At 69.9% G+C, this 18,749-nt stretch carries 17 protein-coding genes; 10 read left to right on the forward strand and 7 right to left on the reverse strand.

Annotated features, from left to right (window positions below; translation table 11 throughout):
- The first annotated feature begins 14 nt into the window (after window positions 1-14).
- Window positions 15-827: an orotidine-5'-phosphate decarboxylase gene (pyrF, locus tag BDK89_RS12450; RefSeq protein WP_133869247.1), complete on the forward strand. Its 813-nt coding sequence runs from the start codon at window positions 15-17 to the stop codon at window positions 825-827.
- 67 nt (window positions 828-894) lie between these two features.
- Window positions 895-1,698 carry an isocitrate lyase/PEP mutase family protein gene (locus BDK89_RS12455; protein WP_133869248.1) on the forward strand — a complete coding sequence of 268 codons (804 nt, stop codon included), beginning with the start codon at window positions 895-897 and terminating at the stop codon, window positions 1,696-1,698.
- A 16-nt stretch (window positions 1,699-1,714) separates the two neighbouring features.
- Here BDK89_RS12455 and serA read toward each other — a convergent pair whose 3' ends face one another.
- Complete coding sequence (gene serA, locus BDK89_RS12460; protein ID WP_133869249.1) at window positions 1,715-3,283, reverse strand: phosphoglycerate dehydrogenase; 1,569 nt, start codon at window positions 3,281-3,283, stop codon at window positions 1,715-1,717.
- 168 nt (window positions 3,284-3,451) lie between these two features.
- On the opposite strand from serA, the gene BDK89_RS12465 reads away from it, so the two are divergent.
- The 3 genes from BDK89_RS12465 to BDK89_RS12475 are packed head-to-tail and all read left to right on the forward strand — an operon-like array spanning window position 3,452 to window position 5,714.
- Entirely contained in the window at window positions 3,452-4,162 is a 711-nt protein-coding gene (locus BDK89_RS12465) for a GNAT family N-acetyltransferase (RefSeq protein WP_133869250.1), read from the forward strand.
- Window positions 4,162-5,271, forward strand: coding sequence for an o-succinylbenzoate synthase (gene menC, locus BDK89_RS12470; RefSeq protein WP_133869251.1), 1,110 nt, complete (start codon window positions 4,162-4,164; stop codon window positions 5,269-5,271). Before BDK89_RS12465 ends, menC begins: the two co-directional genes overlap by 1 nt.
- A gap of 38 nt (window positions 5,272-5,309) precedes the next feature.
- On the forward strand, window positions 5,310-5,714 hold the full coding sequence (locus BDK89_RS12475) for an SCP2 sterol-binding domain-containing protein (RefSeq protein ID WP_133869252.1): 405 nt from the start codon (window positions 5,310-5,312) through the stop codon (window positions 5,712-5,714).
- 48 nt (window positions 5,715-5,762) lie between these two features.
- Here the strand turns inward: BDK89_RS12475 and BDK89_RS12480 are convergent, their stop codons facing one another.
- Window positions 5,763-6,644, reverse strand: coding sequence for an SDR family NAD(P)-dependent oxidoreductase (locus BDK89_RS12480; protein ID WP_133869253.1), 882 nt, complete (start codon window positions 6,642-6,644; stop codon window positions 5,763-5,765).
- A gap of 129 nt (window positions 6,645-6,773) precedes the next feature.
- Complete coding sequence (locus BDK89_RS12485; protein WP_133869254.1) at window positions 6,774-9,176, reverse strand: PASTA domain-containing protein; 2,403 nt, start codon at window positions 9,174-9,176, stop codon at window positions 6,774-6,776.
- Window positions 9,177-9,272: 96 nt separating this feature from the next.
- On the opposite strand from BDK89_RS12485, the gene BDK89_RS12490 reads away from it, so the two are divergent.
- Window positions 9,273-9,833 (forward strand): hypothetical protein, encoded by a 561-nt coding sequence (locus tag BDK89_RS12490; RefSeq protein WP_133869255.1) that lies wholly within the window; start codon window positions 9,273-9,275, stop codon window positions 9,831-9,833.
- Window positions 9,834-9,893: 60 nt separating this feature from the next.
- On the opposite strand, the gene ligA is transcribed toward BDK89_RS12490, so the two are convergent.
- Both ligA and BDK89_RS12500 read right to left on the reverse strand, forming a co-directional pair.
- Window positions 9,894-11,963 (reverse strand): NAD-dependent DNA ligase LigA, encoded by a 2,070-nt coding sequence (ligA, locus tag BDK89_RS12495; RefSeq protein WP_208294060.1) that lies wholly within the window; start codon window positions 11,961-11,963, stop codon window positions 9,894-9,896.
- 116 nt (window positions 11,964-12,079) lie between these two features.
- On the reverse strand, window positions 12,080-13,138 hold the full coding sequence (locus tag BDK89_RS12500; RefSeq protein ID WP_133869256.1) for a uroporphyrinogen decarboxylase/cobalamine-independent methonine synthase family protein: 1,059 nt from the start codon (window positions 13,136-13,138) through the stop codon (window positions 12,080-12,082).
- A 134-nt stretch (window positions 13,139-13,272) separates the two neighbouring features.
- Here BDK89_RS12500 and BDK89_RS12505 point away from each other — a divergent pair, with 134 nt between their 5' ends.
- A complete protein-coding gene (locus BDK89_RS12505) occupies window positions 13,273-14,169 on the forward strand; it encodes a hypothetical protein (protein WP_133869257.1) in 897 nt (298 codons plus the stop codon).
- A 13-nt stretch (window positions 14,170-14,182) separates the two neighbouring features.
- Here the strand turns inward: BDK89_RS12505 and mnmA are convergent, their stop codons facing one another.
- Complete coding sequence (gene mnmA / locus BDK89_RS12510; protein ID WP_133869258.1) at window positions 14,183-15,250, reverse strand: tRNA 2-thiouridine(34) synthase MnmA; 1,068 nt, start codon at window positions 15,248-15,250, stop codon at window positions 14,183-14,185.
- Window positions 15,247-16,371, reverse strand: coding sequence for a cysteine desulfurase family protein (locus tag BDK89_RS12515; protein WP_133869259.1), 1,125 nt, complete (start codon window positions 16,369-16,371; stop codon window positions 15,247-15,249). The genes mnmA and BDK89_RS12515 overlap by 4 nt, the downstream gene beginning before the upstream one ends.
- Window positions 16,372-16,439: 68 nt before the next feature.
- On the opposite strand from BDK89_RS12515, the gene BDK89_RS12520 reads away from it, so the two are divergent.
- The 3 genes from BDK89_RS12520 to BDK89_RS12530 are packed head-to-tail and all read left to right on the forward strand — an operon-like array spanning window position 16,440 to window position 18,708.
- A complete protein-coding gene (locus BDK89_RS12520; RefSeq protein ID WP_133869260.1) occupies window positions 16,440-17,243 on the forward strand; it encodes a class I SAM-dependent DNA methyltransferase in 804 nt (267 codons plus the stop codon).
- A 21-nt stretch (window positions 17,244-17,264) separates the two neighbouring features.
- Entirely contained in the window at window positions 17,265-18,251 is a 987-nt protein-coding gene (galT, locus tag BDK89_RS12525) for a galactose-1-phosphate uridylyltransferase (RefSeq protein ID WP_133869261.1), read from the forward strand.
- A 1-nt stretch (window position 18,252) separates the two neighbouring features.
- Window positions 18,253-18,708 (forward strand): SRPBCC family protein, encoded by a 456-nt coding sequence (locus BDK89_RS12530; RefSeq protein WP_166657557.1) that lies wholly within the window; start codon window positions 18,253-18,255, stop codon window positions 18,706-18,708.
- Window positions 18,709-18,749 lie beyond the last annotated feature (41 nt).

Raw genomic sequence — 18,749 nt, forward strand, 5'->3', positions numbered from 1 at the left:
TACGATCCGCTCCCATGGGATTCCACGCACAGCTCGAACGGTCGTGGACGGCGTCGAACTCGCTGCTGTGCGTCGGCCTCGACCCCGACCCGGCGAGATTTCCGGCACTGCTCGACGGTGCACCCGACGCGATCTACCGCTTCTGCGTCGCGATCGTCGACGCGACCGCCGACCTGGTGTGCGCGTTCAAACCCCAGATCGCCTACTTCGCGTCGCAGCGCGCCGAGGAGCCGCTCGAGCGGATCTGCACCTACATCCGCGAGCAGTATCCCGACGTCACGCTGGTGCTCGACGCGAAGCGCGGCGACATCGGCTCGACCGCTGAGCACTACGCCCGCGAGGCGTTCGGACGGTACGGCGCCCACGCCGTGACCGTGAACCCGTATCTCGGCACCGATTCCGCACTCCCCTACTTCGAACACGAGGGTGGCGTGATCGCGTTGTGCCGCACGAGCAACCCGGGTGGCGACGATCTCCAGAATCTCGACTGCGGCGGCGAACCGCTCTTCGTCCGCACGGCGCGCATGGTGGCCGAGCAGTGGTCGCAGCACGGCGAGTGCGGTCTCGTGGTGGGAGCCACCTATCCCGGAGAGCTCGAACGTGTTCGCGGCGTCGTCGGCGATCTTCCCATCCTGGTACCCGGTATCGGAGCGCAAGGTGGCGACCCGGCGGCGGCGGTGAAGGCCGGCGCGCGCGACGACGGCCGCGGTCTGATGATCAGCTCGTCTCGGGCGGTTCTCTACGCCTCGAACGGCGACGACTTCGCCGAGGCGGCTCGACGCACGGCGATCGAGTCGCGGCTCGCGACCCTGCCGGCGGGCTGGTAGCAGCACCACCACGGCCAGGTCCGGTTCCCGCTCGACACGTCGGGTCGGCACGTCCACACTGCTGGGCATGACCTCGACCGACCTCCGCCGCCGTTTCGCCGAACTCCACGCCCGAGACGGGGTCTTCCTGATGCCGAACCCGTGGGACGTCGGCTCCGCCAGGCTGCTCGCCCACGCCGGCTTCGAGGCACTCGCCACCACCAGCGCCGGGCTCGCCTGGTCGCTCGGCAAGGACGACCAGGACGTCACCCTCGACGAGCTGGTCGAACACACCCGTCGGCTCACGACGGCGATCGGCGTCCCGCTCAACGTCGACAGCGAGCGTTGCTACGCTGCCGACACGGACGGCATCGAACGCACCGTGCGGCTGCTGCACGAGGCGGGCGCTGCGGGTTGCTCGATCGAGGACTACGACCCGGCGACCGGGACGATCGACGAGATCGGACTGGCCACCGAACGCGTCGCCGCAGCAGCCGACGCCGCCCACCGGGACGACGACCCGATGGTGCTGACGGCCCGGTGCGAGAACCTCCTCTACGGCATCGACGATCTCGATGACACGATCGAACGCCTCGTCGCCTACCGAGGCGCCGGCGCCGATTGCCTCTATGCACCCGGGCTCGCGACCGTCGAGCAGATCCGGACGGTCGTCGACGCCGTCGGCGCCCCGGTCAACGTGCTGACCTGGCCGAACGGCCCGACCGTGGCAGCGATCGCCGAGGCCGGAGCCCGTCGGGTGTCGGTCGGTGGTGCGCTGGCCAGCCACGCCTACGCGTCGGCGATGGCGGGAGCGCGCGAACTGCTCGACAGCGGCACGACGACATTCCGCGCCGTGTCGCTGCGACCCGACGACCGAACCGCACTCGGCTGACGCCGGTGGGGCGTGTTCAGCCGTTCAGGACGTCGACGCTGAGGATGCCCGGAGCTGCACGGAGCGCGTCGACGACCTCGTCGGGCACTTCGGCGGTCACGGCGAGCAGCATGACGGCGGTGCCCTTCGACACGACCCGGCCGACGTCCATGTCGGCGATGTTGACGCCGGCGTCGCCGAGCAGCACACCCATCGTGCCGATCACGCCCGGACGGTCGTCGTTCGTGATCACCAGCATGTGCTCGGCCGGCGGCACGTCGAAGTCGTGGCCGTCGATCTCGACGATGCGCTGCTCGGAGCGGCGACCGGCGAGGGTGCCGCTGATGCTCTTGTGGTTGCTGCAGCTGAGCGTGATCAGGTTCACGTACTCGTCGGTGTCGGACGAGTTGGTCTCGCTCACCGTGATACCGGCGGCCTTCGCCATCGCCGGCGCGTTGACGTAGCTCACCGGGTCGTCGGTCAGCCGGCTGAAGAAGCCCTTCAGGACGGCGAGACCGAGGATCCGGGTGTCGTAGTCGGCGATCTCGCCCTGGAACCGGATCTCGAACGAGTCGGGCGAGCTCTTGTGGAGCGAGCCGTACAGGCGCCCGAGCGACTCGGCGAGGGGCAGGAACGGGCGGATCGTCTCGTTCGCCTCGGCGGCGTCGACGTTGACCGCCCACGGCACGAAATCGCCGGCGAGGGCGAGCTGCACCATGTCGGCGATCGCGTCACCGGCCTTGTCCTGGGCCTCGCGGGTGGAGGCACCGAGGTGCGGGGTGACGACGACCTGGGGTAGTTCGAACAATGGCGACTCGGTGGTCGGCTCGCTCTCGAACACGTCGAGCGCGGCGCCGGCGATCACACCGTCGCGGATGCACTCGGCCAACTCGGCTTCGTGGACGATGCCACCGCGTGCGACGTTGATCACCCGGAGGCTCGGCTTGGCCTTGACGAGCAGATCACGGCCGATCAGGCCGGCGGTCTCTTTCGTCTTCGGGAGGTGCACCGTCAGGAAGTCGGACTCGGCGACCAGCTGATCGAGCGTCATCAGTTCGACGCCCATCTGGCGGGCGCGGTCGGGGGCGACGAACGGGTCGTAGGCGACGAGGCGCATCTGGAACGCCTTGGCGCGGTCGGCGACGAGCTTGCCGATCCGGCCGAGGCCGACGATGCCGAGCGTCTTGTCGGCGAGTTCGACGCCTTCCCACTTGCTGCGTTCCCACCGGCCGTCGACGAGGGCGGCGTGTGCCTGGGGCACGTTGCGGGCCTGCGACAGCAGCAGCGCCATCGTGTGCTCCGCCGCCGAGATGATGTTCGACTGCGGCGCATTGACGACCATGACGCCACGGTCGGTCGCTGCGGTGACGTCGACGTTGTCGAGGCCGATCCCGGCACGGCCCACCACGATCAACTCGTCGGCGGCGGCGAGTACCTCGCCGGTGACCTGGGTCGCGGAGCGGATGATCAGGGCGTGCGCACCGACGATCGCGGACAGGAGCTCGTCCGGAGACAGGCCGACCTGGACGTCGACGTCGTGTCCGGCGGCGCGGAGGCGGTCGAGACCGCCGTCAGCGATGGATTCGGTGACGAGGATGCGAGCCATACGGCCTCCATGCTTATCCGCGATCGCACCCGATCACGCAATGCGTTCCGATCTTTGAACGACACGTCAACCGCCGCTGATCGTCGAAGATCGATGCGCTTCGTCGCAGATCGATGTCGACGGCCACCTGTACGGCGGGCGGGCCGACCGGGTACCGTCGCTGGCCGTATGGGTGAATCCGAAATCGAGATCCGGCTCCTCGAGTCGGCCGACGAGATGGCCGCGGTCGGCACGATGTTCCAGCAGGTCTGGGGTTCGGTGACCCCGCTCGTCGAGACCGAGTTGCTGTGCGCCATCGCCCACAGCGGCGGCTACGTCATCGGAGCGTTCGACGCGGCCAACATCGTCGGGGCGTCGTTCGGCTTCCTCGGCCGTCACGACGGCCAGGAGGCCCTCCACAGCCACGTCACGGGCATCCTCCCGGGCGTCCAGCACACGGGCGTCGGCAGGGCCATCAAGGAACACCAGCGGGCGTGGGCGGCCGAGCGGGGCATCGGCTGGATCACCTGGACGTTCGATCCGCTCGTGCGACGAAACGCCTGGTTCAACATCGAAGTCCTCCACGCCGACGTCGCCGAGTACCTCGAGAACTTCTACGGCAGCATGGGAGACGCGATCAACGGTGACGACGACAGCGATCGTCTGCTGATCGCCTGGCCGACCGACCCGTCAGCAGAGCGTCGCCCGGCACCTGCCGGCACCACGACGATCGAGATCGCGACCCCCGACGACATCGTGCGCCTCCGCCGCACCGATCCGGCTGCGGCTGCCGATTGGCGGCGCCGGGTCCGGACCGAGCTCGGCGAGGCACTCGAGTCCGGCGGCGTCGTGACCGGCTTCACCCGCGACGGCAGCTACCAGGTGGCGGTGCCGGCCTGATGCGACTCCACCGCCTCGAACTCCGTCGGATCGGTCTCGAACTCGTCGTTCCGTTCCGCACCAGCTTCGGCACCGAACTCCACCGCGACATCCTGCTCGTCCACGTCACGACCGACGCCGGCGACGGCTGGGGCGAATGCGTCGCGATGAGTGCCCCCTTCTACTCCCCCGAGTTCGTCGACGGCGCCGATCTGGCGATCCGCCGCTTCCTCTGGCCGATGCTCGTCGAAGCGGGCGACATCGCTGCAGCCGACGTCGCCACGATCCTCGAACCGATCCACGGCCACCCGATGGCCAAGGCGGCACTCGAGATGGCGATCCTCGACGCCGAGCTGCGAGCCTCCGGCACGACGTTCCATCAGCTCCTCGGTGCCGAACGGTCGGTGATCCCGAGCGGCGTCTCCGTCGGCATCTTCGACGATCTCGACGAACTGCTCGCGCAGGTTCAGGGGTACGTCGACGACGGCTACGCCCGCATCAAGCTCAAGATCGAGCCCGGCTGGGACCTCGAGCCGGTTCGCCTCGTGCGTGACCTGATCGGGCCCGAGATGCCGCTCCAGGTCGATGCCAACACGGCGTACACGCGCACGGACGCCGAACATCTCTGCCGCCTCGACGAGTTCGACCTGTTGCTGATCGAGCAGCCCCTTCCCGAAGAAGACCTGCTCGGACACGCCCAGCTCGCCGAACGGTCGTCGACGCCGGTGTGCCTCGACGAGTCGATCGTGTCGCTGCAGACGGCCGAGGACGCGATCGAGATGGGCGCCGCCGAGATCGTCAACATCAAGCCCGGTCGGGTCGGCGGGTACCTCACCGCCAGGCGCATCCACGACCTGTGCGTCGCACGCGACGTGCCGGTGTGGTGCGGCGGCATGGTCGAGACCGGGATCGGGCGCGCCGCCAACGCCGCCCTCGCGACCATGCCCGGTTTCACCCTGCCCGGCGACATCAGTGCCTCGAGCCGCTTCTACGCCCGCGACATCGTGACCGAGCCGATCACCGTCACCGACGGCACCGTCAGCGTCCCCGACGCACCGGGCCTCGGCTTCGAGCTCGACCTCGAGTTCCTCGACTCGATCACGACGTCGACCGACTTCCTCGACGCCTGACCGGCTGCCCGGCCGGCGCCGACGTTACGCTGCGACGCATGCACCAGTTCCTGTCCGACGAATGGTTCGAGGCGGCCGAGGCGCTGCGCGAGAAGTACGCCGACCAGCTGCCCGAACCGGTGCTCGAGATCCGCATCAACCAGGTGATCACCGACGTGCCGTTCGGCGAGGGCACCATCGAGGCCTACCTCGACACCTCGTCGGGAGCCACCCAGTTCCTGCTCGGTGCCGTCGACGAGCCCGACGCCGTCGTCACGACCGACTACGAGACCGCTCGCATCATGATCATCGATCAGGATCCGGCGCTGGCGATGCAGGCGTTCATGGACGGCCGCGTCCGCGTGCAGGGCGACATGATGAGGCTGATGGCGGCTCAGGCGGCGCAGCCGACGAACGAGGCGGCGATGCAACTCGCCGGCGAGATCCGAGCGATCACCAGCTGACGTTCACACAGCCGGCGTTCACCAGAACGACGTCGTCGGCTCGACCGGTCAGTGGCTCGGGCGGAAGGCGCCCATCGCCTCGTCGAGATCGTCGACGCTCCAGCGGACCGGGCGCTCGATCGACTGCCCCGTGAGACTCCACGGCTCGAGGCGGCGCACGGTGCCGCCCTGCACGTAGAAGGCCTCACCCGTGAACGGGCACGCGGCGTTCGCGAGGTAGGCGACGATCGGCGCCACGTTGGCCGGGTCCCACTGGTCGAAACCCTCGGCCGGCGCTTCCATGATCTCGGGCAGGCCGGGCGACGACAAGGTCAGACGGGTGCGGGCACCGGGCAGGACGCAGTTGGAGACGACGCCGTACTTCGACAGCTCGGCCGCCGCGATCTGGTTGTAGGTCACGATGCCCGACTTCGCCGGGCCGTAGTTGGACTGCCCCGGGTTGGCGTAGATGCCCGAGGTCGAACCCGTGTGCACGAGGTTGCGGCGGCGGTCGACGCCATCCTTGTGTTGCGCTCGCCAGTAGGTCGCGGCGAACTTGGTCGGCGCAGCGTGGCCCTTCATGTGCACGCGGATCACCTCGTCGAAGTCTTCCTCCGACATGTTGATGATCGTCGAGTCGCGCAGGATCCCGGCGTTGTTGATCAGGATGTCGAGCTCGCCGAACGCGTCGAGCGCTGCGTGCACGACGGCTTCGCCACCGCTCCACGAGGCCACGTCGGAGCAGTCGACGATCGCTTCCCCACCGCCGGCGACGATCTCGTCGACCACTGCTTGAGCCGGCGAGCAGTCGAGTCCGGTGCCGTCGTTGGAGGTCCCCACGTCGTTCACGACGACGCGCACACCGTGCGACGCCAGACACAGGGCGTACTCACGCCCCAGGCCACGTCCGGCACCGGTGACGATCGCGACTCGGCCGTCGAGCTCGACCATGCAGGTTTCCATCCTTTCGCCCCTCCGGCGGAGGTCCGTCGGCACCGTACCAACTCCCCCATCGGCGAACCGAAATGAACGGACGTGCGATCACCCCGGCCGATCCGGACCGAGCCGGTCGTCAGCGGCTCAGAGTGCTTCGATCTCGACGCGGGTGCCGCGCCGGTACGTGTTGCCAGGCACGGCCTCCTCACCGTCGATGGTGATCGAGCGGATCTCGCCCTGGCTGTCGCCGAACACGAGCACGGGTTCGAAGCCCGCCTCGGTGAGGACCTGGGCCGCTTCGTCGTAGTTCGCCGCTCCGGACAGGTCGGGGAAGGTGATGAGGTCGGGACCCTGGGAGATCACGACCGACACCTCGCTGTCGCGTGGCACCTCGACGCCCTCTTGCGGCGACTGTCGGATGACGTGGCCGGCCGGGAAGTCGTCGCTGAACTCACGCCCGGACTCGACGTAGACGAGTCGGAGTTCGGTGATCTGTGCCTGTGCCTGGTCGGCGGGGACGCCGGTCACGTTCGGCACCGATCGCGGCGCCGGACCCTGGGAGACGACGAGTTCGACCACGGTGTCGGGCAGCACCATCGACCCGGTCGTCAGCGTCGGGTCGCTCGGGACCGACCACGATACGACGGTGCCGGGTGGGACTTCTTCGTCGAACTCCTCGACCACCTCGACGACGAGGCCGCGTTCGAGCAGCCGATTGGTGGCTTCGGCGAGCGGGACCCCGGTGGAATCGGGCAGCTCCCGCAGGGTCGGGCCTTCGCTCACGACCATCAGGAACGGCTCGTCCTCGGCGAGCGAGACCCCGGCGGTCGGTGCCGTGCGGATCACGAGACCGGGCACGTCGATCACGTCGCTGCGCTCGCGTTCGACCGTCACGTCCCAGCCGTTCGGGGCGATCAGGTTGCGGGCCTCGTCCTCGTCGACGCCGACCAGATCGGGCACCTCGTACTCGGGCGTCTGGAAGATGCTCGTGGCGAGCACGCCGAGCACGATCAGCGCTGCGGCGACGACCGCGGCGAGCAGCAGCTTCCACGGCACACCGCGGCGTTTGGCCGGCTGCTCGGGTTCGACGGGCACGGTCGCCGCAGCGGGCATGGTCGTCGTCGGCGGCAGCGAACGATCGTCGGCTGCGATGACGAGACCATCGGTCGAGACCGTCGGAGCGGGTTCGGGCAGGACGGCATCGGGGCCGCCGTCGAGCTCGGAGTCGACCGGCGCGATCAGGATCTCGCCGTCGGCCACCTCACCGACACGGTCGGCGGCGTCGACCGCTTCGTCGTCGAGAGCGTCTGCACCGTCGGCATCGGGTGCATCACCGGCACCGTCGACGTCGTCGGCGGCCACGATCTCGGGCATGTCGGGGACGTCGCCCGTCCGTGCGGCAGCCGCACCCGCAGCAGCTGCACCGACGACCGCCGCACCGGCCGCGCCGGCGATGGCGGCGCCGGAGACACCATCGTCGTCGGCTCCGTCGTGATCAGCCGCTTCGTCGGGCGCATTCGGCTCGTCGGGTTCGACCGGCTCGTCGGGGGTCGCCTGCACGACGACCACGGCGGCCTCGCCGGTGCGGTGGACGCCTCCGGTCGGATCGTCGGGGTCGCGCATCTGGTCGGCCGGGGTGTCGAACAGTCCCGTCGACAACAGCGGCAGGGGTTCGGGACGCGGCAGCTTGGAGGCCGCTTGGACCAGCCCCTTCCCGAACTCGGCGGCCGTCGACCGTTCGGCGGCGTCGGGTCGGCCGGCGCGCTCGAACACGGCGGCGAGCGGGCCGAGGTCGGCCGACACCGGCATGAGCTTGCCGACGCGAGCGGCCAGGGTGGCGACGGTCGAGTCGGTCTTGAAGGGCAGGACGCCCGTGACGGCCTCGTGGAGCGACAGACACAGGGCGTAGACGTCGGCGCGGCCGTCGAGCGGCGAGCCGGCTCCCTGCTCGGGCGCGGCGTAGCCGGCCACGTGGTTCGGGACCGACTCGGGTTGCTTCCAGACCTGGTCGCCGAGCAGGCGCGCCAGGCCGAAGTCGGCGATGCGGAGACGACGGTCGTCACCGAAGACCAGCTTCGACGGCGTCAGCTCGGTGTGCACGAAGCCTCGGCGGTGGGCGTAGTCGAGCCCGCGACAGGCGTCGAGGCCGACGACGAGCGCCTGCGAGGGCGAGAGTCGGCGCCCACGGTCGAATAGATCTCGCAGCGACCCGCCACCGAGCGCCTCGGTGACGACGTACGCCGTCGTGACGTCGCCGACGGGTGCCAGGCCCCAGTCGTACACCGCGACGACGTTCGGGTGGCTGAACGCAGCGACCGACCGCATCTGCTCGTCGAACTGGTCGCGGAAGCTCGGCGACGCCGCGATCGACGGCCGGAGCAGCTTGAGCGTGACGACGCGACCCGTGTCGCGGTCGCTCGCGTCGTAGATCGTCGTGTTCGCACCCGACGAAACGAGGCGCGTCAGGGCGTACCGGTCGGCAATCGCAGATCCGACCAGGTCAGCGGGCTCGACGCGGGTGCGCTCGGGGGTGTCACCGGTGCTCACGATGCCCGCACGCTACCGCCTGCCGAGCCGCCCGCGGGTGACGCCCTCGGAGGCTTCTCAGGTCGAATTCGGCCGCTCTCACGGCATCATGGAGGGGTGACCGATGCGACCACACCCGCGACGGCATCGTCGGAGTCGCCGCTCGACGGCGGCGAGCTCGAACCGGCCCGACCGAAGCGCCGCCGATTCAAGATCGACAAGACCCTGCTGCTCGTCTCGTTGGTGATCGGCGTCGGCCTCGCGCTCGTCACCCGCGGCCTGATGATCGGGGTGACCGGCGACGAACGAGCCGGGTTGCCACCGGCCGTCGAAGAGGTCAACCCGGTGCCACAGGCCGAACAGGCGCTGAGCCAGACCAGCGTGTTCGTCGATCTCGCGTCGGGCTACACCGGCACCTTGGTGATCGACGGCGTCCGGATCCCCACGGTCGATGTCTCCTCGGTCTCGAACGACGGTGTCGAACCCGGCGAACAGATCAGCGTTCCTGCGGCGACCGTCTACGAGCCTGGCAACGCCACGCTCACCTTCGTCCCGAGCGAGGCCGCGCCGATCTCCGACTTCGACGAGGGTGTCCACGAGGTGACCGTGCTCTATTGGAAGCTCGACGAGACTCCGGAACAGGCCCGTCGCTTCACCTGGACCTTCAACGTCGTCTAGACCGCCCCGCCAGGAGGAACACGAGGAGTCCCGGGCCGGCAGCGGACGCCGGACGCCGCGCTAGTCGGCGTTGCCGAGTTCGGCGACGACGCCGTCGGGGTCGTCGAGGAGGTCGGCGAAGCGTTCGGCCGGGACCACGGGGGTGCCGTTCGCCTCGGCTTTGGTGAGCTTGCTCGCGCCGGCGCCCTCGCCGACCACCAGGGCGAACGTCTTCTTCGAGACGCTCCCCGGACTCTTGCCGCCGCGCTCGACGATCGCTTCTTCCGCCGATTCGCGCGTGTGACCGGGCACCGCGCCGGTCACCACGACCGTCTTGCCGTCGAGGGTCTGGGGAATGGCGGCTCGGGCCTCGGCCGCCAAACGAGCGGCTTCGGGGTCGCCGAAGTTCAGCCCGGCGGCGCGGAGCCGCTCGAGAAACGCCTGGTTCGCGTCGAGCTGCAACCACTCGCGGACCGTCGTGGCGATCACGGTGCCCACGCCCTCGACCGCAGCGAGTTCGTCGACCGATTTCTCACGGATCGCGTCGAGGGTGTGGAACTCGGCCGCCAGCGCCTGTGACGCCGACGGGCCCAGGTGGCGAACGCCGAGGGCGGTCAGCAGACGAGGGAGCGGCTGCTGCTTCGACCTCTCGATCTCGGCGACCAGGTTCGACGCACTCGTCTCGCCGACCCGTTCGAGCTCGACCAGTTGCTCGACCGTCAACGAATAGAGGTCGGCCGAGTCCTTCACCAGCCCGGCGGCCGTGAGCTTCTCGACCATCTGCTCGCCGAGCCCTTCGATGTCCATCGCGCCACGGCTCGCCCAGTAGGCGACCTTCTGGTCGCGTTGGGCAGGACAGTCGGGCGCCACACAACGGGTGTCGGCTTCGCCTTCGGGCCGCACGAACGGATTGCCGCACGCCGGGCAGTGCGTCGGGAACACCCACGGCTCGGTGCCGTCGGGCCGCAACGACACGACGGGCCCGACCACCTCGGGGATCACGTCGCCCGCCTTGCGGACGATCACCGTGTCGCCGGGGCGCACGTCTTTGACGGCGACCTGGTCCTGGTTGTGGAGGGTCGCCATGGCCACGGTGGATCCGCCCACGAACACCGGCTCGAGCACGGCGAACGGCGTGGCGCGTCCGGTGCGGCCGACCGACACCTGGATGTCGCGCAGCAGGGTCGTGCGCTCTTCGGGTGGGAACTTGTACGCGATCGCCCAGCGCGGCGCCCGAGAGGTGTAGCCGAGCCGGTCTCGCTGGGCCAGATCGTCGACCTTCACCACGACACCGTCGATCTCGTAGGCCAGGTCGTGCCGATGCTCCTGCCGATCGAGACAGAACGCCGCCACCTCGTCGACCGAGTCGAAGCCGCGGATCTCGGGGTTGACGGGGAACCCGATCTCGCCGATGAAGTCGAGCGTCTGACGGTGCGAGGTGAACTCGGGGCCGCCGTCGACCTGACCGAGCTGGTAGGCCCAGAACGACAGACGACGCCGGGCGGTCGCCGCCGGGTCCTTCTGGCGCAGGCTGCCGGCCGCCGCGTTGCGCGGATTGACGAGGGGCCGCTCCCCCGCCGCCTCGTACTCGCGGTTGAGCTCGTCGAACACGGCGGTCGACATGTACACCTCGCCCCGCACCTCGACGACGGCGGGCATGCCACCGGCCGGCTCCGCGAGCCGGTGCGGGATGTCGGCGATAGTGCGCACGTTGGCGGTGACGTCTTCGCCGACGCGTCCGTCGCCGCGCGTCGCAGCCTGCACCAGCTCACCCGCCTCGTAGCGGAGGCTCATCGCGAGTCCGTCGATCTTCAGCTCGGCCACGTACGTCGGGGCGGCGCCGTCGAGACCACGGGCGACTCGATCGGCCCACGCACGCAGCTCGTCGGCGTCCATCGCGTTGTCGAGGCTCGTCATCGGCACCGCGTGCACGACCGGCGCGAACGAGGTGTTCGCCGCGCCCCCGACCGCCTGCGTCGGCGAGTCGGGCACGGCGTACTCCGGGAACTCCTCCTCGAGCGCACGAAGCTCGCGGGCGAGCGCATCGAACTCGGCGTCGGGCAGTTCGGGGGCGTCGAGCTCGTGGTAGAGGCGGTTGTGGTGCGCAACGAGCGCACGGAGTTCGTCGAGACGCGCTTCCGGATCGGTCACGTCACGAGTGTACGGAGTGGGTGCGCGCCCGATTCGGACTTCGCGAGCCGTCGTGCCGGTCGTCGTGCCGGGAGTCGTGTCGGCGCGGCAGCCGTCTCGTCGAGGACGGAACGCGGTCAGGCGCCCAGGACGAAGCGCGCCGTCGTCGCTTCGTTCTGCATACTCAGCGCCGTCTCGCGAAGCAGCTCGGCCACGTGCTGGGCAACGCCCGTGCCGTGGCTGCCGAGACCACCCTCCGACGTGACGAAACACTGGCGCACCAGCAGATCGCCGTCACAGCCGGCCTGCACCATCTCGCAGAAGAGCTTGGCGAGCCGCTGCCACGCACGCGGTTGACCGGCGCCGATCGGCCCGCCCGTGGGAACCGCACCCCAGGCGATCCATCCGCCACCGCGCAGGAAGCGGTCGAGATAGCCGACGACCGACAGCAGTGAACGGCTCGCCGGGATCGACAGGACGTGCGGCCCGGCGGCGAGCAGTGTCGCGACGTCGGCCTCGCCGCTTGCGTGGACGCCGACGGTGGCGGACGGCTCGAGGACGGCCATGGCGCCCGAGAGCAGGTCGATGGCGTCGTCGGGAGCCAGGGGGAAGTCGGGTGCGGTCAGGTCGCCGGCGAGCGGCTCGTCGAGGACCACCAATTGTGGGCTGTCGGGCAGCGATCGGTCGATCAGCGCCTGGACGGCGACGAGGTGGCTGCGGACGGCGGCCAGCGCCACCGGGAACGCGACCTGCGAGGGGGCTCCGGCGCGGGCGAGCGCCAAGCCGACCGAGATCGGACCGAGGAACTGCCACTTGACCGGACCGTCGTAGTGGCGGTCGCGGGCCTCGTTGAGGAACGCTCGCAGACCGATGAACTGCTGCCCGTCGAGATCGGTCTCGACGGTGGCCGCCGGATCGAGTGCGGTGCAGTCGACGGCGAGGGCGCCGTAGTGCCCGAGCGTGACACCGGGAACACCGATGAGCGCCTGGGCGACGGCGAGTTCGGCCGGCGACCGGCGAGGCAGCGACGGCACCGTCGGCAGATCGAAGCGGTCGAACGAGAAGCGGGCCGCCTGACCGGCACTCAGGTGGGGCAAGCTGCCGATGCCGTACGTCGAGCCGGGGGCGACGACGTCGAACAAGCGGCGCGCTGCGAGCGGCTCTGCCTCCGGTGGTGGCAACCGCAAGTAGCTCACGCTCCCATCGTGCCAAATCCGCGCCGTTCCGGACGATTTCTTCCGAGTGTGCTCAAGGACACCTCGAACGGTGCCTCGACCGGCCTCAGCTGCCGATCGGTGCCGATCGGTCCTGTCGCCGCCACACTGGTGGCGTGTTCGACGCCGACCGACTCCGCCGGATCGTGCCCTGGGTGCTGCGAATCGGCTGGGTGGCGGTGCTGCTGCTCGGCGGAACAGCGATCGACGGCGCACTCGCCGACACCGCCGGCGGGCCCGCCGACGCCACTCGCTGGCTGTGCCTCGCCGGGTGGATCGTCGGCGTCGCGGCGATGGCCGTGCCGGCGGCGACCACGCTCACCGCGACCCGCCTCGTGGTGCCGCTCGCCGTTCCCGTCGCCGTGCTGGCGTGGTCGGCCGGCGCCGACGCCGTCGACGGAGCAGCCTTCCTCGGCGCTGCGATCATCACGTCGGTCGTCGCCGGATCGAGCGCCCTCGGACGCGGCTTCGTCCAGGCGTCGGCCTACGGCGACGAGGACCGACACCTCCTCCGCCCACCGGTGGCCTACCTCGCGGTGGCGACGCTCGCCTGGGTGATCTGGGCGGTCGCGACGCTCCTCACGGGCGTGATGGCGGCGAACGGTGAGACGGTCTGGGCGCTCGTGTTCGGCGGCGTCACCCTGGCGGGCGGCGTGCTGCTGTTCCCCCGCTGGCACCGGCTGACGCGTCGGTGGATCGTGCTCGTGCCGGTCGGGGTCGTCATCCACGACCACGTCGTGCTGGCCGAGACCCTGATGCTGCGGCGCCAGGAGATCGCTCGCATGGGATTGGCTCCCGCGGGCACCGACGCCGCCGACTTCACCGGGCCGACCTCGGGTCACGCCGTCGAGATCCGTACCACCGAGTCGATCACGGCGCTCGTGTCGCTCGTACCCGGAGCACCGAGCGGGAGCGCGATCCATCTGACGGGCTGCCTGATCGCACCGACCCGACCCGGTCAGGTGCTGGCCGCCGCGACCGAGCGTCGTTTCCCGGTCGGCGCGATCGGCTGATCGGAGCCGGCGCTCAGACGGCGATGCCGCCGCCGAGCACCCTCGTGTCGGTGCCGTCGTAGAACACGATGCTCTGACCCGGCGCGATGCGACGCTGCGGGCGGTGCCATCGCACGCGGACGACGCCGTCGTCCGTCACGTCGTCCGTCACGTCGCTCACCGTCACGTCAGCGGGGTGCGTCGCTCCGTGCGCGCTCGCCTGGACGAGCACCGGGCCGTCGTGGGGCACGTCGGTCCAGACCACGTCGGCGACCCGGACCTCGGTGTCGAGCAGGGCCTGCTCGTCGCCCACGGTGACCGTCGCCGACGGGACGTCGACGTCGACCACGTACCGCTTCGGTCCACCGCCGGGCAGACCGATGCCTCGACGTTGTCCGATGGTGACCATCTCGACCGACTCGACACGACCGACTTCGACGCCGTCGCCGTCGACGACCCGTCCGGGCCGGAACTGGATGCGGTCGCCGAGGAAGGTCTCGCGGCCGCCGGTCGAGGTGATGAAGCAGACGTCCTGGCTGTCGGGCTTCGATGCCGTGCGCAAGCCGCGGTCGGCCGCCATGCGCCGGACCTCCGACTTGTCGATCGAACCGACCGGGAACATGGTGCGTGCCAGCGCGTCCTGATCGAGCATGTGCACGACGTAGCTCTGATCCTTGGCGGCGTCGGCACCCCGCTCGAGCGTGTACCGGCCGTCGGCCGTGCGGCCGATCCGGGCGTGGTGGCCGGTGGCGACCGCATCGAAGCCGAGCTGGTCGGCGCGCTTCAGCAGCCGGTCGAACTTGACGTGCCGATTGCACTCGATGCACGGGTTCGGCGTGACGCCGAGGGCGTGGTCGCGAACGTAGGGGTCGACGACGTGGCGGTCGAAGTCGTCGCCGAAGTTGAACACCAGGTGGTCGATGTCGAGCTGCTGCGCGACGCGGCGGGCGTCGTCGACGTCGCTGACCGAGCAGCACCCGGTGTCGCTGTCGCCGCCCCACAGCTTCATCGTCACACCGACGACGTCGTGGCCGGCGTCGAGCAACAACGCGCCGGCGACCGACGAGTCGACGCCGCCACTCATGGCGAGCAGGACCTTCACGACGCCCTCGCACGGAGACGCCGGACCGCACCGACGACGACCTCGGCGGCACGGTCGACGTCGGCGTCGGTGGTCGTGTGGCCGAGCGTCAGCCGCAGCGCACCGAGCGCCAGACGGCGATCGATGCCCATCGCGGCGAGCACGTGAGACGGTTCCATCGCACCGCTCGCGCACGCCGATGCTGCGCTGGCGCACACGTCGGCCTCGTCGAGCAGGTACAGCAAGGCTTCGTTCTCGATGCCGTCGATGCACATGTGCGCCGAGCCGGCCACCTTGCGGTCGCGTGGCACGGTTTCGACGACGCCGTCGACCGATCCGGTCACGGCGTCGACGAGCCGGTCGCGCAGGGCCGTCAGGCGGACCTGTTCGGTCGCACGGTCGTGGTCGGTCTCGACGAGCGCAGTGGCGAGGCCGACGATGCCGGCCACGTTGTGCGTCCCGCTGCGACGCTCGCGCTCCTGACCACCACCGACGATGAGCGGATCGACCGCGACGCCCGGCGCCAGCGTGAGCACCCCGACGCCCTTGGGGCCACCGAACTTGTGCGCGCTGAACGACATCGCGTCGACGAGCGGAGCGATACTGCGGAGGTCGAGCCAGCACGGCGCCTGCACCGCATCGGTGTGCAACACGGCATCGGGGGCCTCTCGGCGCACGATCGCAGCGACCGCAGCGAGGTCGGTGATCGTGCCGACCTCGTTGTTCACCGCCATCACGCTGACGACGCCGACGCCCGGCGTGCGGCACGCGTCGGCGAGGCGGTCGAGGTCGATGTGGCCGGTGGCGTCGGTGCCGATCACCACACCGTCGGCCCGTTCCTCGATCGGGTGGAGGACGGCGTGGTGCTCCGCCGCGGAGCAGACCGCTGCGCCGGACACGCCGGCGAGGACGGTGTTGTCGGCCTCGGTCCCGCAGCTCGTGAAGATCACCGAGCCGGGCGCCACACCCAGCACGTCGGCGACGTCGTCGCGCGCTTCGTCGATCGCCCGCCTCGCCTCGCGTGCGAAGCGGTGCGACCCGCTCGGGTTGGCGTACGTGCCGCTGAAGAACGGCATCATGGCCGCGACGGCACCCTCCCGCATCGGCGTCGAAGCCGCGTGATCGAGATAGGTGAGCGCCACGTCCGACCACGCTACCGACGGATTCGCGACCGCCCAGACGTCGCCCGCGTCGCGGTACCGTCGTCGCGATGCAGGGCTACGACCGCACGACGTACGGCGAGGCGTTCGCCGACGTGTACGACGACTGGTACGCCGACGTCTCCGACGTCGGGGCGACCGCTCGCACGTTGACCGAACTGGCCCTCGACGCCGCCGCGAGCGATGACGTCGCGAGCGTGCTCGAGCTGGGCGTCGGCACCGGCCGGCTGGCACTGCCCCTCGCCGCCGACGACCGGCTGCGCGTCGTCGGGATCGATTCGAGCGAGGCGATGCTCGCCGTGCTGCACGCCGCCGACACGGAGCGACGGATCACGACGATCGTCGGTGACATGGTCGACGACCTCCCGGCCGGACCGTTCGACCTGGCGTTCGTCGCGTACAACACCCTGTTCAACCTGACGGCCGACGGCGACCAGGCGCGCTGCTTCGGCGCGGTCGCCGAACGCCTCGCTGCCGGCGGCCGATTCGTGGTCGAAGCGTTCGTGCCGCACGAGCCGGCGGCCGACGGCGACGTGGTCGGCGTGCGATCGATGACCGCCGACCGCGTCGTCCTGTCGATCTCCCGGCAGCACGCGGACGAGCAGGTCGCAGAGGGTCAGTTCGTCGAGTTCACCGAAGCCGGCGGCGTGCGCCTCCGCCCGTGGTCGATTCGCTACTCGACGTTGCAGCAACTCGATGGCTACGCCGACGATGCGGGCATGATCGTCGAGGCGCGCTGGGCCGACATGAGCCGGACACCACACGGGCCGGATCACGACCGTCATGTGACGGTGTACCGACGACCCGGTGACGATCACGCCGGTCACGCCACGGGTGCCCGCGAAGACATGTGAACCGCTCTAGATTGGAGAGGGATGAGCCAGATGCGTCTCAACCAGCTCACCGGTCGATGGGTCACCATCGTCGCCGAGCGCGCGCAGCGGCCAACCGACTTCCGGCCACGCAGCGATTTCCAACCGATCGACGACTCGCGAGCCTGCCCGTTCTGTCCCGGGAACGAGGAGGCGACGCCACCGGCACTCGAGACCTTCGACGCCGACGGCAATTGGCAGATGCGAGTGGTCCCCAACCTGTACCCCGCCTTCCAGGGCGACGGCGGCTTCGCCGTCCACCACGAGGGACCGGTCCACGTGATGGCCGAGGGCACCGGTCTGCACGAGGTGTTCGTCTACACCCCCGATCACTTCAGTTCGCTCGACGCCCTCGACGACGATCACGCTGCCGACTTCATGCGAGCGCTCAAGTCTCGCTTCGTCCAGCACGCCGACATGCCGAACATCCGGTACACCCAGGCGATCGTCAACCACGGTCGTGAGGCGGGCGCCTCGATCGCCCACCCGCATGGCCAGTTGCTCGCCCTGCCGTTCGTGCCCGGCGAAGTCCTCGACGAAGAACGTGCCTTCGCGCGCTTCGCCGGCGGCTGCCTGCTGTGCACCACGGTCGAGGCCGAACTGGCTACGGGCGAACGAGTCGTGGCCGCCACCGACGACGTCGCGATCATCGCCCCGTACTGGAGTGGCGTTCCGTACGAGCTCCTGATCGTCCCCCGCCAGCACGAACTGCATCTGCAGGACAGCTCCGACGACACCCTGGCCGCCGTCGGCCGTGCCCTGCGCGACGCCACCGCCTTCCTCAACCGAGCGCTCGGCGACGTCGCCTACAACGTCGGCATCCACACGGCGCCCCACTCCCACACCGGCGAGTACCACTGGCACGTCCACATCTGGCCGAACCTCGTCACCACCGCCGGCTTCGAGCGCGGCACCGGCGTCATGATCAACATCGTGCCGCCCGAGCAGGCCGCCGCCGTGCTGCGCGACGCTGCTGCGCTCACGTCCTGACGTGCGCTTCGAGCACGACATCACGGTCTCGGTCGACATCGACGCGACCACCGCCGACGTCTGGGCGGTTCTCGAGCCGATCGAGACCCACGTCGACTGGATGGCCGATGCCGAGGCGATCCACTTCCGGAGCGATCAGACCCGGGGTGAGGGCACCGCGTTCGTGTGCGACACGAAGGTCGGCCCGATCCGGCTCCGCGACGAGATGGAGATCACGATCTGGCGGCCCGGCGCCGAGATGGGCGTCGAGCACCGCGGGATCGTGACCGGCCGTGGCAGCTTCCGACTCGAGCCGATCGATCTCGATCGTCGCACTCGCATGATCTGGACCGAGACCCTGTCGTTCCCGTGGTGGATGGGTGGTCCGATCGGGGCCTTCGTCGGCGGCTTCGTGCTGGAGCGCATCTGGCGCCGGAACCTGCGCACCTTCCGCTCGCTCGCCGAGCAACCACGCTGATCGCACGATCGCCCGCTCGGGCCGAGGCGTGCTCTATCGTG

Source organism: Ilumatobacter fluminis, assembly GCF_004364865.1.
GTDB lineage: Bacteria > Actinomycetota > Acidimicrobiia > Acidimicrobiales > Ilumatobacteraceae > Ilumatobacter > Ilumatobacter fluminis.